General features: G+C 68.3%; 15 protein-coding genes. All 15 read left to right on the top strand.

Annotation, left to right across the window (positions count from 1 at the left end):
• Nucleotides 1-485: 485 nt before the first annotated feature.
• Nucleotides 486-842, top strand: a complete 357-nt coding sequence (locus ACYVBN_RS18320; protein ID WP_460601766.1) for a YciI family protein — start codon at nucleotides 486-488, stop codon at nucleotides 840-842.
• Complete coding sequence (locus ACYVBN_RS18315; protein ID WP_460601765.1) at nucleotides 839-1,192, top strand: RNA polymerase sigma factor; 354 nt, start codon at nucleotides 839-841, stop codon at nucleotides 1,190-1,192. The genes ACYVBN_RS18320 and ACYVBN_RS18315 overlap by 4 nt, the downstream gene beginning before the upstream one ends.
• 190 nt (nucleotides 1,193-1,382) lie before the next feature.
• Complete coding sequence (locus tag ACYVBN_RS18310; protein ID WP_460601764.1) at nucleotides 1,383-2,009, top strand: RNA polymerase sigma factor; 627 nt, start codon at nucleotides 1,383-1,385, stop codon at nucleotides 2,007-2,009.
• 206 nt (nucleotides 2,010-2,215) lie between these two features.
• Nucleotides 2,216-3,670: a bifunctional UDP-N-acetylglucosamine diphosphorylase/glucosamine-1-phosphate N-acetyltransferase GlmU gene (gene glmU, locus ACYVBN_RS18305; protein WP_460601763.1), complete on the top strand. Its 1,455-nt coding sequence runs from the start codon at nucleotides 2,216-2,218 to the stop codon at nucleotides 3,668-3,670.
• Nucleotides 3,667-4,644 carry a ribose-phosphate pyrophosphokinase gene (locus ACYVBN_RS18300; RefSeq protein WP_460601762.1) on the top strand — a complete coding sequence of 326 codons (978 nt, stop codon included), beginning with the start codon at nucleotides 3,667-3,669 and terminating at the stop codon, nucleotides 4,642-4,644. Before glmU ends, ACYVBN_RS18300 begins: the two co-directional genes overlap by 4 nt.
• Before the next feature lie 217 nt (nucleotides 4,645-4,861).
• Complete coding sequence (locus ACYVBN_RS18295) at nucleotides 4,862-5,518, top strand: 50S ribosomal protein L25/general stress protein Ctc (protein WP_440280784.1); 657 nt, start codon at nucleotides 4,862-4,864, stop codon at nucleotides 5,516-5,518.
• Between the two features lie 227 nt (nucleotides 5,519-5,745).
• The gene (locus ACYVBN_RS18290) at nucleotides 5,746-6,618 is read left to right on the top strand and encodes a hypothetical protein (RefSeq protein WP_460601761.1); all 873 of its coding nucleotides are present in this window, start codon (nucleotides 5,746-5,748) and stop codon (nucleotides 6,616-6,618) included.
• Between the two features lie 19 nt (nucleotides 6,619-6,637).
• A complete protein-coding gene (locus ACYVBN_RS18285; RefSeq protein ID WP_460601760.1) occupies nucleotides 6,638-8,203 on the top strand; it encodes an acyl-CoA ligase (AMP-forming), exosortase A system-associated in 1,566 nt (521 codons plus the stop codon).
• Nucleotides 8,204-8,220: 17 nt separating this feature from the next.
• On the top strand, nucleotides 8,221-9,480 hold the full coding sequence (locus ACYVBN_RS18280; protein WP_460601759.1) for a type III PLP-dependent enzyme domain-containing protein: 1,260 nt from the start codon (nucleotides 8,221-8,223) through the stop codon (nucleotides 9,478-9,480).
• Entirely contained in the window at nucleotides 9,473-9,739 is a 267-nt protein-coding gene (locus ACYVBN_RS18275) for an acyl carrier protein (RefSeq protein WP_440280788.1), read from the top strand. The genes ACYVBN_RS18280 and ACYVBN_RS18275 overlap by 8 nt, the downstream gene beginning before the upstream one ends.
• A gap of 69 nt (nucleotides 9,740-9,808) precedes the next feature.
• Nucleotides 9,809-10,627, top strand: coding sequence for a hypothetical protein (locus tag ACYVBN_RS18270; RefSeq protein WP_460601758.1), 819 nt, complete (start codon nucleotides 9,809-9,811; stop codon nucleotides 10,625-10,627).
• Nucleotides 10,628-10,837: 210 nt separating this feature from the next.
• Nucleotides 10,838-12,157, top strand: coding sequence for a nucleotide sugar dehydrogenase (locus tag ACYVBN_RS18265; RefSeq protein WP_440280790.1), 1,320 nt, complete (start codon nucleotides 10,838-10,840; stop codon nucleotides 12,155-12,157).
• Nucleotides 12,154-13,365: a glycosyltransferase family 4 protein gene (locus tag ACYVBN_RS18260; RefSeq protein ID WP_460601757.1), complete on the top strand. Its 1,212-nt coding sequence runs from the start codon at nucleotides 12,154-12,156 to the stop codon at nucleotides 13,363-13,365. The genes ACYVBN_RS18265 and ACYVBN_RS18260 overlap by 4 nt, the downstream gene beginning before the upstream one ends.
• A complete protein-coding gene (locus ACYVBN_RS18255) occupies nucleotides 13,362-14,216 on the top strand; it encodes a glycosyltransferase family protein (RefSeq protein ID WP_460601756.1) in 855 nt (284 codons plus the stop codon). Before ACYVBN_RS18260 ends, ACYVBN_RS18255 begins: the two co-directional genes overlap by 4 nt.
• Complete coding sequence (locus ACYVBN_RS18250; RefSeq protein WP_440280793.1) at nucleotides 14,216-14,905, top strand: polysaccharide deacetylase family protein; 690 nt, start codon at nucleotides 14,216-14,218, stop codon at nucleotides 14,903-14,905. Before ACYVBN_RS18255 ends, ACYVBN_RS18250 begins: the two co-directional genes overlap by 1 nt.
• Nucleotides 14,906-14,911 lie beyond the last annotated feature (6 nt).

Raw genomic sequence — 14,911 nt, 5'->3', positions numbered from 1 at the left:
AGCCCACGGGTCATCGGTGGCGACCGGGTCGTCCAACCGGTCGTGGAACGCCCGGACCACGACGGCATCGAGCGTTGCGGCGCCTCGCGCGCTGCCCGATCCGATATCGTTCATGTGTTCGAGTATGCCATGAATCATCAGCGTTGGCAATAGTTTTCGATGAAAAAGTTCTCTACATCTGGTCATCTCGGCAGCCGCGTTCGAGCGGGATGACGGACAATTTTCGCCGCCGTGAATCGCGTCGCAGACAGGCCCGGTCGGGCGGAGGATGTGGCAGGACAACCAGGCGGTGGAACACGTGCTGGTGACGCCGGAGTCCCACTATGCCGAGGTGCTTCACCGACTGGGTGCGGCGAGTTCGGGACCGAATGCCCGGCGACCCACAACCGGAAACGGATCGCGGCATGTGTCGATCTCACACTGGGCCGTTCGTCTAGCAGGTGGGACGCTGGCACGAGGTCGGCGTATGACGACGGGAGAAGCCCATGGCGCACTACCTGCTCAAGATGATCCAACCGGTCGGTGAAGTGCCCGACGCGTCCGTCCTCGCACCGGTGATGCAACAGCTCGCGGTTGTGCAACGGGAACTGGCCGCTCAGGATTCGTGGGTCTTCGGTGGCGGCCTGCATCAGCCCGAGGCTGCGTCGATGGTGCGGCCGGGGGACAGCGGGCCGGTGGTCACTGACGGGCCGTTCGCCGAGGGTGCGGAGTTCCTCGGCGGGGTGACGATCATCGACGTGGCCGATGTCGACGAAGCGCTGCGTTGGGCCGGCCGGTATGTCGAGATCACCGGGCTGGCCACCGAAGTCGCGCCGTTCATCGCCGACACGCCACCGCGATGACCGACGACGTCGGCTCCGTCTTCGGCGCCGAGTACGGCCGTGCGGTATCGGTGCTGACCGGTGTTCTCGGAGATCCGGACCTCGCCGAGGACGCCGTCCAGGCGGCGTTCGAGATTGCCATATGGAAGTGGCCGCGGACGGGGACGCCGGCGAGTCCGGCCGGCTGGATCATCACGACGGCCCGGCGCCAGGCGATCGACCGCATCCGGCGGGAGGAGAAGCGTGATGCCAAGGAGCTCGCCGCTCTACTGCTGCTCGAACAGGGCCGTCCCGAGCCGGATGCGCGGGCGACGGCACCGTGCCGGACGAGCGGTTGCGGTTGTTCTTCACGTGCTGCCATCCCGCTCTGACGCCGGCGGCCCGCACGGCGCTGACGCTCCGAATGCTCGGTGGCCTCAGCACCAGGGAAATCGCGGGTCTTCCTGACCCCCCGAGTCGACCGTCGCTCAGCGCATTGTCCGGGCTAAGCGCAAGATTCGCGATGCACGCATCCCCTTTCGGATCCCCGGTGACGCCGATCTGCCCGGCCGGCTCGACGGAGTGCTGCGCACCATCTATCTGATCTTCACCGAGGGGCACCTGCCGACATCCGGTGACCGGCCGCTGCGCGACGACCTGACCGACGAGGCGCTCCGGCTGGCCCGGCTACTGCGGGACCTGATGCCGGACGAGCCGGAGGTCATCGGCCTGCTCGCCCTGTTGCTGCTCACCCAGGCGCGTCGTCCGGCACGGCTGGACGCCGCCGGCGATCTGGTGCCGCTGGACCGCCAGGATCGGATCTTGTGGGACCGGCAGCTGGTGTCCGAAGGGCATGAGCTGGTGCGCGCCTGCCTGCGACGGGATCGGCCGGGCAGCTACCAGGTGCATGCCGCAATCGCTGCCGTGCATGCGTCCGCCAATCGCTTCGAGGACACCGACTGGTGCCAGGTGGTGGCCCTCTACGACCAGCTCGCCGCCGTGGACTCGGGCCCGGTCGTCGCCGTGCACCGAGCGATCGCGATCGGCGAACGGGACGGCGCCGCCGCCGGTCTGGCGGTCTTGGACACGCTCGCCGCCGAGCCGACGTTGCAGCGGTATGCCATCCACCACGCGACACGCGGCATCTGCTCGCCCGTGCGGGTCGTATGGCGCAGGCGGAGACGGCAGACGAATGCGCCATCGCGCTGAGCGAGAACCCCGCCGAGCAGCGGTCGATCCAGCGAGCGATGCAGTCGGCGATCCGGCCGGCATGGCCGCACGCGGCCGGCCCGGCGCGGGAGCCGACGACGGGCACGCCTCGGCAGAGCCGGTAACATCGCCGCCGGGCCGCACGCGCACGCGGCCTGTCACCCGCACCTGGTCATGTCCCGATCCACTGCCGAGGAGTCGACCCCGTGACAGCAACGCCCGCCGCCGTCATCGTCCTGTCCGCAGGGGACGGCACCCGGATGAAGTCACGACGCAACAAGGCACTGCACACCATCGGCGGCCGCACGCTCGTCGGTCATGCGGTGAGTGCCGCCGTCGGCACCGGCGCACCGTATGTCGCCGTCGTGGTCCGTGCCCAGAAGGAATCGGTGGCCGCCGCAGCCCGCGAGATCTACGAGGACATCGTCGTCGCCGAGCAGGATGACGTCTACGGCACCGGCCGAGCCGCCGAATGCGGGTTGCGGGCGCTCCCGGAATCGCTGGCCGGCACCGTGCTGGTGACCACCGGTGACACCCCGCTGCTCACCGCCGAGACACTGCAGCGGCTGACCGAGGAGCATCAGCGCGCCTCCTCAGCGGTCACCGTGCTGACGGGGATGCTGGCGGACGCGACGGGATACGGGCGGATCATCCGCGACGAACACGGTGCGGTCCGTGCCATCGTCGAACACAAGCAGGCCACTCCCGAGCAGCGCGCGATCGGCGAATTCAATTCCGGCATCTTCGCTTTCGACGCGGCAGTGCTGCGTGAAGCACTCGCCGAGGTCGGGGTGCACGCCGAAGCGGGGGAGAAGTACCTCACCGACGTGGTCGAGATCGCCGTGCAGCGCGGCCTGCCGGTCAGCGGGCACGTCCTGGACGACCTGTGGCAGACCGAGGGAGTCAACGACAAGGCACAGCTGGCCCGCCTCGGCAAGGAGCTCAACCGTCGCACGCTCGACGCGCTGATGCGGGAGAGTGGCGCCATCGTCATCGATCCCGACACCACCTGGGCCGACGTCACCGTCAGCGTCGGGCAGGACACCGTCATCCGCCCGGGCTGTCAGTTGCACGGTGCGACGACCATCGGCGCCGACTGCGAGATCGGTCCGGACACCACGCTGGTGGACACCCAGGTCGAGGACCGCGCCAGCGTCATACGCACGCAGGCCAATCTGGCGCTCATCGGCGCCGAGGCGACCGTCGGTCCGTTCTCCTATCTGCGGCCCGGCACCGAGCTCGGCCGCGGCGGCAAGATCGGCGGCTTCGTGGAGACCAAGAACGCCCGGATCGGCGACGGCGCCAAGGTCCCGCACCTGACCTACTGCGGCGATGCCACCATCGGCGAGGGCAGCAACATCGGCGCCGGCACGATCTTCGCCAACTACGACGGGGTGACCAAGAGCCCCACGATCGTCGGCAAGGACAGCTTCGTCGGCAGCAACTCGGTGGTCGTCGCGCCGGTGCGGATCGCTGACGGCGCGTATGTCGCCGCGGGGTCGGCTGTCGTCGACGACGTCGGCCCCGGCGAGCTGGCCATTGCGCGCGGGCGGCAGCGCAACCTGCCCGGCTGGGTCGAAGACAAGCGTTCCGGCACCGCGTCCGCGGCCGCCGCACAGCAAGCAACCCGGGCACAGCAGGAAGGTTCACAGTCGCAATGAGCACTGGCATGAAGCGGACGACCGAGAAGAACCTCATGGTCTTCTCGGGTCGTGCACACCACGAGCTCGCCCAGGCGGTGGCCGACGACCTCGGCACGCAACTGGTGCCCACCGAACTGCGCGACTTCGCCAACACCGAGATGTACGTCCGCTTCGAGGAGTCGGTCCGCGGCTGTGACGCCTTCGTCATCCAGAGCCACACGGCGCCGATCAACAAATGGATCATGGAGCACCTGATCATGGTCGACGCGCTGAAGCGCGCCAGCGCCAAGCGGATCACGGTCGTCACACCCTTCTACGGCTATGCCCGACAGGACAAGAAGTCCCGTGGCCGCGAGCCGATCAGCGCCCGGCTGATGGCGGACATGTTCAAGACGGCCGGCGCCGACCGGCTGATGGCGGTCGACCTGCACACCGACCAGATCCAGGGCTTCTTCGACGGCCCGGTCGATCATCTGCAGGCGCTGCCCATCCTCACCGGCTACGTCAAGGACAAGTACGGCGCCGAGGACCTCACCGTCGTCTCCCCGGACGCGGGTCGCATCAAGGTCGCCGAACAATGGTCGCGACGCCTGGACGGTACGCCGCTGGCATTCATCCACAAGACCCGTGACGTCACCCGAGCCAATGCCAGCGTCGCGAACCGGGTGATCGGGGCGGTCGAAGGCCGCACGTGCATCCTGGTCGACGACATGATCGACTCCGGCGGCACGATCTGCCACGCGGCGGACGCGCTGATGAAGGACGGTGCGGCCAGCGTGGTGATCGCCGCCACGCACGCGATCTTCTCGGACCCGGCGGTGCAGCGGCTGCGCGACTCGGTCGCCCGCGAGGTCGTCGTGACCGACACCCTGCCGATCACCCCGGAGAAGCAGTTCGACAAGCTCACGGCGCTGTCGATCGCACCGCTGCTGAGCAAGGCGATCCGCGAGGTGTTCGAGGACGGCTCCGTCACCTCGATGTTCACGCCCTGATTTGGGCCGGACGCGGCCGGCGGCATACCATGTGAGCCGCCAGCCTCGGCGAGGGACGATGCACGAACGTCCGTGATCGACAAGGTGTGTGCACCGCCGGCATCGTCCGTATGCCGCTGCAGCGCGCGCCGACGGCGGTCCAGCACCGCTCGCGCCGCGTCCCGCGTCGAGGCAGCCACTTCCATTCCGACAGCTGCTTCCCGAAGCGAGGACACCCATGGCCCTGACCGAGATCCGCCTGAACGCCGAACTGCGCACCGAGTTCGGCAAGGGTGCGGCCCGCCGCATCCGCCGCGACCACAAGATCCCCGCCGTGCTCTACGGCCACGGCACCGAGCCGGTGCACCTGACCCTGCCGGGTCACGAGACAATGCTCGCGCTCAAGCACGTCAACGCGATCCTGACGCTCGACTTCGACGGCAAGCAGGAGCTCGCCCTGGCCAAGGACGTGCAGCGGGACGCCATCAAGCCGGTCATCGAGCACGTCGACCTGGTCATCGTCAAGCGCGGCGAGAAGGTCACGGTCGACGTCCCGGTCCACGTCGAGGGTGACGCGGCGCCGGAGACCAACGTCGTCGTCGAGAACAGCACGCTGACCGTCGAGGCCGACGTCATCGCCATTCCCGAGTTGTTCACCGTCTCGGTCGAGGGCCTGGAGGCCGGCAGCCAGATCCTGGCCAAGGACGTCGCGCTGCCCGAGGGTGTCAGCCTGATCGCCGACGAGGAGCTGCTGGTCGTCAACGTCAGCCAGCAGATCGCCGCCGAGGCGCTCGAGGAGGAGCTCGCCGAGGCCGAGGAAGAGGCCGGCATCGAGAAGGACGAGGCCGAGTCCACCGAGGAGAACACCGAGGACGAGTCGGGCGACGAGGCCTGATCGCCCGCTGCACCACCGAACGCCTGCTGTCGACCTGGTCGGCAGCAGGCGTTCCGCTGTTCGGAGCGGATTAATTCCGCGCACCTCGCAGCAGCAGCGGAAAAGAACGGATCCGTCGGTGCGACAAGCGATCACGGATACTGTCGGTCGCGACGACAGACGACTTCGCTGCCGTGCCGCGGCCGTGAGGAAGCCGCGTTCGCCAGGGTGAGCAGGGGTGAGTCGCAGTGGTCGTTCCGCACATCGCTGTTCCACGCATCACCGTTTCGCAGATCGAGGCCGAGGACCTCCCGGAGGTCGCTGACTTCCTGCACCGACACCTCAACCAGCGCGTCTCCGTCGCCGACTGGCTGCACGCCGTCGACGTGCCCTGGCGGGTGGACCGGCCCAACTTCGGCTTCCAACTGCGGCTGGACGACGCGACGCTGGCCGGGGTCCTTCTGGCCTTCTACTCCGAACGACACCTCGGCGACACGACGGAGCGGATCTGCAATCTGGGGGCGTGGTGCGTGCTGCCGACCCACCGGGCGCACAGCTTCCGGTTGTTGCGAGCCGCCCTCGCGCAGCCGGGCTTCACCTTCACCGATCTGTCACCGAGCGGTGCCGTCATACCGCTCAACGAACGGCTGGGCTTCAGCCGGCTCGACACCTCCGTCCAGCTCGTGCCCTGCCTTCCCCTGCCGGCACGACGCACCGAGGTCATCCACGACGGTCCGCGGATCGAGCAGGTGCTCCACGGCGACGAGCTGCGGATCTACCGCGACCACCGGCGCGCCCGAGCGGCCCACCACGTCGTCCTGCGCCGCGACGGCCGCATCTGCTACGTCATCTACCGCAAGGACCGCCGACGGAACATCCCGGCATTCGTGTCGGTCTTGTATGTCAGCGATCCGGCTCAATTTCGTTCCGGTGTGACGGCATTCGGCAGTCACGTGTTGCGTCGCAGGCACGGTCTGGTGCTCTTGCTGGAGGAACGAACGGTCGGGCCGTTGTTTTTTGCGCGCCATCTTGCGGGCCGGCCAAAAATGTTCAAGAGCACGACGCTGCGTGCGGACGACATTGACAATCTTTACAGCGAACTCACATGTCTGGCGTGGTGAGGGAGAAGGGGAGGCAGCCATGGTGAGGGCATTGCACGAGATGGTGCGGTCCGCGGCGGGCCGGGCGCCGTCCGCACCGGCGGTGACGGACCGCTCCGGCACCACGACCTACGGCGGGCTGCAGGACGTCGTCGAACGGTGCGCCGTGGGCTTTGCGGCATACAGCATCGAGCGGGGCGACCGGATCGCGATCTTCCTGGACAAGCGCGTGGAGAACGTCGTCGCCATGCTGGCATCGTCGGCGGTGGGGGCACTCTTCGTCCCGGTGAACCCGGTGCTGAAACCGCGCCAGGTCGGCTACATCCTGGCCAACTGCTCGGCGCGCTGCGTGGTGACGTCGTCGGAGCGGTTGACGGCGCTGCTGTCCTGCGGGGCCACTGCCGACGTCGAGGTCGTCGTCCTGGTCGACGACGGGGAGATCGCGGCCGAGGTGCCGCCGGGCACGACCGTCGTGCGGTGGCGGTCGCTGATCGCCACCGCGGGGAGCGAGCCGACGTACCGGCCGGTGGACAGTGATCTGGCCGCGATCCTCTACACCTCGGGCAGCACCGGCATGCCGAAGGGCGTGGTCCTCAGCCACCGCAACCTCGTCGTCGGCGCGGAGAGTGTCAGCGAATATCTCGCCAACACGGCGGACGATGTCATCCTGGCCGCGCTTCCGCTGAGTTTCGACGCGGGCCTGAGCCAGCTGACCACCGCGCTGCACGTCGGGGCGCACGTGATCCTGGTCAACTACCTCCTACCGGGCGATGTCGTGCGATTGTGTGCGCAGCACGGGGTCACCGGCCTGACCGCGGTGCCCCCGTTGTGGATCCAGCTGGTCACCGCGACCTGGCCCGCCGAGGCGACACGGACGCTTCGCTACTTCGCCAACACCGGCGGTCGTATGCCGAAGTCGACCCTGACCCGTCTGCGCGCGCTCTTCCCCGGCGCCCGCCCCTTCCTGATGTACGGACTCACCGAGGCCTTCCGCTCCACCTATCTGGACCCGGACGAAGTGGACCGTCGGCCGGACTCGATCGGCAAGGCGATACCGAATGCCGAGGTACTGGTCGTCCACCCCGACGGAACCCGTTGCGAACCGGGCGAACCCGGTGAACTGGTGCACCGTGGACCACTGGTCGCCCAGGGGTACTGGAACGACCCGGTGCGCACCGCCGAACGCTTCCGGCCGCTGCCGGCGGCGCGAGCCGGTGCCGTGGGCGAGGAGCTCGCCGTCTGGTCGGGCGACACCGTCATGTGCGACGAGGAAGGCTTCCTCTACTTCGTCGGCCGACGGGACGAGATGATCAAGACCTCCGGCTACCGCGTCAGCCCGAGCGAGGTGGAGGAAGCCGCCTACGACACGGGGCTGGTGCGCGACGCCGTGGTGCTCGGGGTCGACGACGAGGCGCTCGGGCAGCAGATCGTGCTGATCGCCGCGGTGACGAGGGCCGGCACCGACGAGGACGAGGTCCGCGCCGCGATGCGCGCCCGGTTGCCGTTGTTCATGGTGCCGCGACGCGTCGTACTCCTCGACGACCTGCCGCGCTCGCCGAACGGCAAGTTCGACCGGACCGCGCTACGGACATTGGTGGCGGTGTGAGCACCACAGGAGCTCCCGTGCACAGCACCATCGCCCGATTCGCCACGACCGGCGAGCAACTGACGATCGGCGGAGTAGGACTGCGGCGTCTTGCCGCGCAGGTCGGATCGACACCGTTCTTCGCCTACGACCGGTCGGCGATCACCGAGCGGATTTCGTTGCTGCACCGTCATCTCGGACCGTTGATCGGACTGTCCTACGCCATCAAGGCCAACCCGATGCCGGCGGTCGTGCAGTATGTCGCCGGCCAGGTCGAGCACCTCGATGTCGCGTCATCGGGGGAGCTCAAGGTGGCGCTGGATGCCGGAATGCCTGCGACCCGAGTCAGTTTCGCGGGCCCGGGTAAGAGGCCGTCCGAGTTGCGATGTGCGGTGGCCGCTGGCATCACCGTGGAGGTCGAGTCGTCGCTGGAGGCGGAGCGGCTGGTGGCGATCGGTGCGGAGCTGGGTGTGCGGCCGAGGGTCGCAGTGCGGGTCAACCCCGATTTCGCGGTCCGTGGCTCGGGAATGCGTATGGGCGGCGGCCCACAGCAGTTCGGCATGGACGCCGAACTCGTGCCGGCCTTCCTCGCCGACCTGGCGGCATACGACCTGGAATTCGTCGGATTGCACGTCTTCTCCGGGTCCCAGAACCTGCACGCGGAGATCCTGATGGAGTCCCAGGACCGCACCGTCGATCTGGTGCTGCGACTCGCCGACTCCGCACCGAGCGAGGTCCGGCAGGTCAACCTCGGCGGCGGATTCGGGATCCCGTACCACGACCGCGACCGGCCGCTCGACATCGAGACGGTGGGTGATCACCTGCGCACACTGGCCGAGGACCGGCTCTCACCTGCGCTCCCGGGCGCCGAACTCTCGCTCGAACTCGGGCGCTTCCTCGTCGGTGAGGCCGGTGTCTACGTCACCGAGATCATCGACCGGAAGGTCTCCCGGGGGCGGACCTACCTCGTGGTCGACGGCGGCCTGCACCACCAGCTCGCCGCGACCGGCAATCTCGGTGCGGCGATCCGGCGCAACTACCCGCTGGTCGTAGGCACCCGGATGGGCCCGACAGGTGGCGAGATGACAGCCACGGTGGTCGGGTGTCTCTGCACCCCGCTCGACCTGCTCGGTGACAACGTCCAGGTGCCCGGCTCCACCGATGTCGGCGATCTCGTCGTCATCTTCCAGGCCGGCGCCTACGGCAGGACCGCCAGTCCCGCAGACTTCCTCGGACATCCACCGGCACTCGAGGTCCTCGTGGGGCCCGACCAACGAAAGGCGCACAACCATGACTGAAACAACCTTCGACCAGGTGAGAGATGTCGTCGTCGAAACCCTTGGCATCCAAGGTCGTTCGGCGACCCTCACCCGGGAGACGGAGTTGCTGGACAGCATGCCCGAGCTGGACTCGATGGCAGTGGTGGATCTGCTCGTGCGCTTGGAGAACCACTTCGACATTCGCATCGACGACACTGCGGTGAGCGGCGAGGTCTTCGGCACCTTGGGCACGCTCACCGAGTTCGTCGAGGCCGAACGCGCGCATCCGGACGCATAGGGCACCGCCGTGTCATCGAGCAAACAGTCCGTCACCGTTCGCCCGATCGAGACAGCAGATCTTCCACCGGTGGGTCGTTTCCTGGCCGACAACTTCCCGCCGAACAGCCCAGCGGAGGACTGGGTGTCCGCCTGGTCGGAGATCAACAGCCGGCCCGGGACCGATGCACCCAACCACGGTATGGCGCTGTGGTCGGGCCAGCAGGTCGTCGGCGCTTATCCGGCGATCTACTCCACGCGCGTCATCAACGGCCGCACCGAACGCTTCTGCAACCTCGCGGTCTGGTGTGTCGCGCCGGGATTCCGTTCCGGCAGCATCCGCATGCTCAACGCGCTCCTGGCGCAGGACGGCTATCACTTCACCGACCTGTCGCCGACGCCCGCCGTCCAGCAGCTCAATCTGCGACTCGGTTTCCGCTACCTGGACCCCAGCAGCCAACTCACGGTCAATCTGCCCTGGCCGACGCCGCCGCGCCGGGTACAGGTCAGTTCCGATCCGGACGAGATCGCCCGGGTGCTGACCGGAGAACCGTTGCGTTACTACCAGGACCACGTGCGTTGTCGTTGGGCGCGTCACGCGTTGATCGTCACCGATGACACGGCCTGCTACGTGCAGTGGCGCTTCGAGCGGCGGAAGAACCTGCGGTGGTTCGCCGCGATCCAGTACGCGAGCGACCCGGGCCTGTTCCGTGCCGGGTTGCGCCAACTGTCCCGTCATCTGGCCTTCCGGCACCGGGCGCTGTTCACCGTGGTCGACGACCATGTGGCCGGGGGTGCCATCACGCCGTCGGTGGCGATCTCGGGACCACCGCGCCGGATGTTCAAGAGCGCGACGTTGGGACCCGACGACATCGACTACCTCTACTCCGAGATCACGGCGGCACCCTGACAGCCGCACCGTCGCGGCGACCCCACACGGTCCCAGCACGGTGGTCCATCACATCGCGAGCGGCCTTCCTGCGTACGTCACCGGCAGGAGCAATAACTCACGGAGCACGACGCGAATCTTGCTAATTTCCGCGTACTTTCCGCGACAGCCGAGCAACCGTCACACCGCGGTTGCGGGCGCGCGTCCGTCGCAGCACTGCTGGGGGCACCAATGAAAATCGCCGTTTTCGGACTCGGGTATGTCGGCGCGGTGACTGCCGCCGGCCTGGCCTCTCGAGGGCACACCGTCGTGGGGGTCGACGTCGATTCCTACAAGGTCGGGCTCATCGCCTGTGGCAGGAGTCCGGTGGTGGAACCGGGCATCGATGAACTGATGCGTGAAGGGGTCGAGAGCGGACGGCTCACCGCGACGCTGGATGCGCGTGAGGCCGTCGACCGTGCCGACGTCTCGTTGGTGTGCGTGGGCACGCCGTCCACCGCACACGGCGCCACGGACCTGACCTACATCAGTCGGGCGGTCCAGGACATCCGGGACGCGATGGACGAGGTGTCGCCACCGGCCTCCGGTCACCACAGCGTCGTCGTGCGCAGCACCGTCCCACCGGGAACCGGCCGCACGGTCGTCGCCCCGGCCTTCGCGGAGCAGTTGCCGACCGGCTGGCGGATCGGCACCGCGATGTGCCCGGAGTTCCTGCGCGAGGGCGCGGGCGTGTCCGACTTCTTCGACCCGCCGTTCGTCGTGGTGGGTTCGACCGACGGGCGGACCCAACAGGCGATGGAGGACGTCTTCGCCTTCCTCGGCCTGCCGGTCCACCAGGTGAGCGTGGAGACCGCGGAAGCGCTGAAGTACGCCTGCAACGCCTTCCACGCCACGAAGGTCACCTTCGCCAACGAGATCGGCCGGGTCTTCCGCCCTTACGGGGTCGACTCGCGGGAGGTCATGAGCCTGTTCTGCGAGGACGCCAAGCTCAACATCTCACCGACGTACCTGCGCCCCGGCTTCGCCTTCGGCGGTTCGTGCCTGCCCAAGGACCTGCGTTCGCTGCAGCACATGGCGCGGCTCAACGGAGTCGACGCCCCGCAACTGCTCGGCACCACGACCAGCAACGAGGTCTCGGTGCGGGAGGTCGTCGACCGTGTGCTGGCTGCCGGCGGACGCAAGGTCGCGCTGCTCGGGCTCAGCTTCAAATCGGACACCGACGACCTGCGCGAGAGCCCGAACGTCGAGCTGGCCGAGCGGCTGATCGGCAAGGGCTTCGAGGTGCGCATCTATGATCCGATCCTCAACACCAGTCAGCTGATCGGTGCCAACCGGGAGAACGTCATGGCCCGGCTGCCCCACCTGGACCGGCTGCTCACCGGGTCACCGGAAGAGGCGCTCGCCGATGCGAACGTCGCACTGGTCACCTCCTCGGCCCCGGCGATCGTCGGTGCGCTCCGGGAGGCGAACCCGCAGCTGCTCATCGACCTGAGCGGCCGGCTGGGCGGCGACGTCGAACGCGTCGTCGGATATGAGGGAGTCGGCTGGTGAAGTCACGCGACACACCACGGGTCCTCATCATCGTCCAGAACCTGCCGGTCCCGTTCGACCGCCGGGTCTGGCTGGAGAGCCTGGCACTGCGGGACTCCGGCTACGACGTCACCGTGGTGTGTCCGCAAGGACGCGGAACCGCCTCCCATCAGGTCATCGACGGCATCACGATCCGTGCCTACCCGCCCTATGCGCCCGGTGGCAGCGCCCTGAGCTATGTCGCCGAATACGCCTACTCGTTCGTCGCCACGGCATACCAGCTGGCCCGCGCACGGTGGGGTGGCCGCTTCGACGTGCTGCAGGCCTGCAACCCGCCGGAGATCTTCTGGCCGCTGGCGCGGGTGCTGCGGTGGGCCGACGGCACGCGTTTCGTCTTCGACCATCACGACCTGTCGCCGGAGCTGTATCGATCCCGGTTCCCTGGCAGCGGCGGCCTGCCACTGCGCGGATTGCTGGCTCTCGAGAGGGCGACGTTCGCGGCAGCCGACAAGGTGACCTCGACGAACGAGTCGTATGCCGCCGTCGCCCGCACCCGCGGCGGCAAGCCGGCCTCGGACGTGACGGTCGTGCGCACCGGCCCGGACCTGGATCGGTTGCGCAGCGTGCCTCCGGACCCGGCGCGACGGCGCGGACGCCGGCACCTGGTCGCCTATCTGGGGGTAATGGGTCCGCAGGACGGGGTCGACCTCGCCTTGCGTGCCGCCGAACTCGTCGTCCATGAAATGGGGCGGACCGATGTGTCCTTCACCCTGATCGGTGGCGGTGACTGCTGGGCGGACCTCGTCGCCGAACGCGACCGGTTGGGCCTGCAGGATTTCGTCGAGATGCCCGGTCGGGTACCGGACGACTACGTCATCGAGGTGCTGTCGACCGCGGACCTCGGCCTGTCACCCGACCCGAAGAATCCGCTCAACGACGTATCGACGATGAACAAGACGATGGAGTACATGGCGTTCGGCGTGCCGGTCCTCGCGTTCGACCTGCACGAGACCCGGGTCTCGGCCGGCGACGCCGCGCGCTACGTCCCGGCCGACGCCGTGGAGCTGTACGCCAAGGAGATCGTCGCGCTGCTCGACGACCCGGAGTCCCGGTCCCGCATGGGGGCATGTGGTCGTCGGCGGGTCGAGGAGGAACTTGCCTGGCCGTACCAGCGGGACGCCTACGTGGCCGTCTTCGACGAGCTGACCGGGTCGGGCGGCACACGATGACCACGGTGCTGATCGCCGCGCACAACGAGGAGGCGGTGATCGGGCGAACCCTCGACAGGCTGCTCGCCGGCGGCTCGCCGGAGCCACTGCGGGTGATCGTGGCTGCGAACGGTTGCACCGACAACACGGTGTCCGTCGTGGGCAGCCGCCCGGTGGAGGTCGTGGAGGTCGCGGCCGCGGGGAAGGCGGCCGCGCTGAACGCCGCCGAACGACGGGCCACCGGTTACCCACGGATCTACCTCGATGCGGACATCCGCCTGGACAAATGCGCGATCGAGCGGCTGTCCGACTCGCTGCGGGCGAACCCGGGCGATCCCGCTCCTCGGCCGCTCGTCGCAGTGCCGACGCGCGCGGTCGATGTGTCGCGCAGCTGCCGGTGTGTGCGCATGTACTACCGGATCCACGCACTTCACCCGTCGTACGCCACAGCACTTTTCGGTCGCGGAGCGGTCGCGATCTCCGAAGCGGGGCGCGCCAGGTTCGCCGACTTCCCGGAGGTGATCGCGGACGATCTCTTTCTGGACTCGTTGTTCGACACCTCCGAGGCCACCCACCTCGATGACGTCGTCAGCGTGGTCGAGGCCGTCACCTCGACACGATTGCTGCTGCGCCGGCTGGCCAGGGTGCGGCGGGGCAACAAGCAGTTGCGGGCGGCGGACCGGACGGGCCGCGTCCGACCCGCGGCGGGCACGAGATGGCTGGTCGCAGCCGTGCGCGCCGATCCCGTTCTCGCACCGGCCGCCGCCGTCTACGTCGGCCTCACCGTCATCGCAGAGGCCAGGGCCCGCTGGGGCAGCAGGAGCTGGGGCTCCGAGCGCGCGGCATCAGCAACCGAAGGAGTGATCGGGTGATGACCATCGCAACGGGCTTGGCCCCGCGCCGGAGGCTCAATGTCTGCTTCCACGGGGTCGGTCGTCCACACCGCAGGCTCGATCCCGGGGAGGATCGCTACTGGGTGAGTCACGACGAATTCCTGCGCCTGCTGGACGTATTCGCTCAGGACCGCCACGCTGTCTCGCTGAGCGTCGACGACGGCAACGCATCCGACGTGGAGATCGTGCTCCCCGCGCTGCTGGAGAGGGGGCTGCACGCGACGTTCTTCGTCGTCGTCGACCGGTTGGGCCGTCCGGGCAGCCTGTCCAGGACGGATGTACGCGAGCTGGTGCGGTCGGGCATGACCCTCGGCAACCACGGATGGACCCACGAACCGTGGACCAGGTTCAGCGACGAGGAACTGGAGCGCGAGGTGATCGAGGCTCGGGCCGCGCTCAGCGTGCTGAGCGGAGAAGCGGTCCGGACCGCTGCTCTGCCGCTCGGCCAGTACAACCGGGAAGTGCTCAAGGCCGCTCGGAGTGCCGGCTACACTACCGTCTTCACCAGCGACCGGCAGCCCGCCGCCGTCGACTCCTGGCTGCAGGCCCGCTTCAGTGTGCAGAGCGGAGTCACGCCGGAGTCGCTGTCTCGCATGGTCCGGGACGCGAATCGTATGCCGCGCCGGGTGTGTTCGGCGATGAACAAACTGCGCAAGAGCTGGGCCTGACCGATG

The organism is Flexivirga lutea (genome assembly GCF_054778955.1).
The sequence above is the reverse complement of the archived record's forward strand: the minus strand, read 5'-3'. Positions and strand labels throughout refer to the sequence as shown.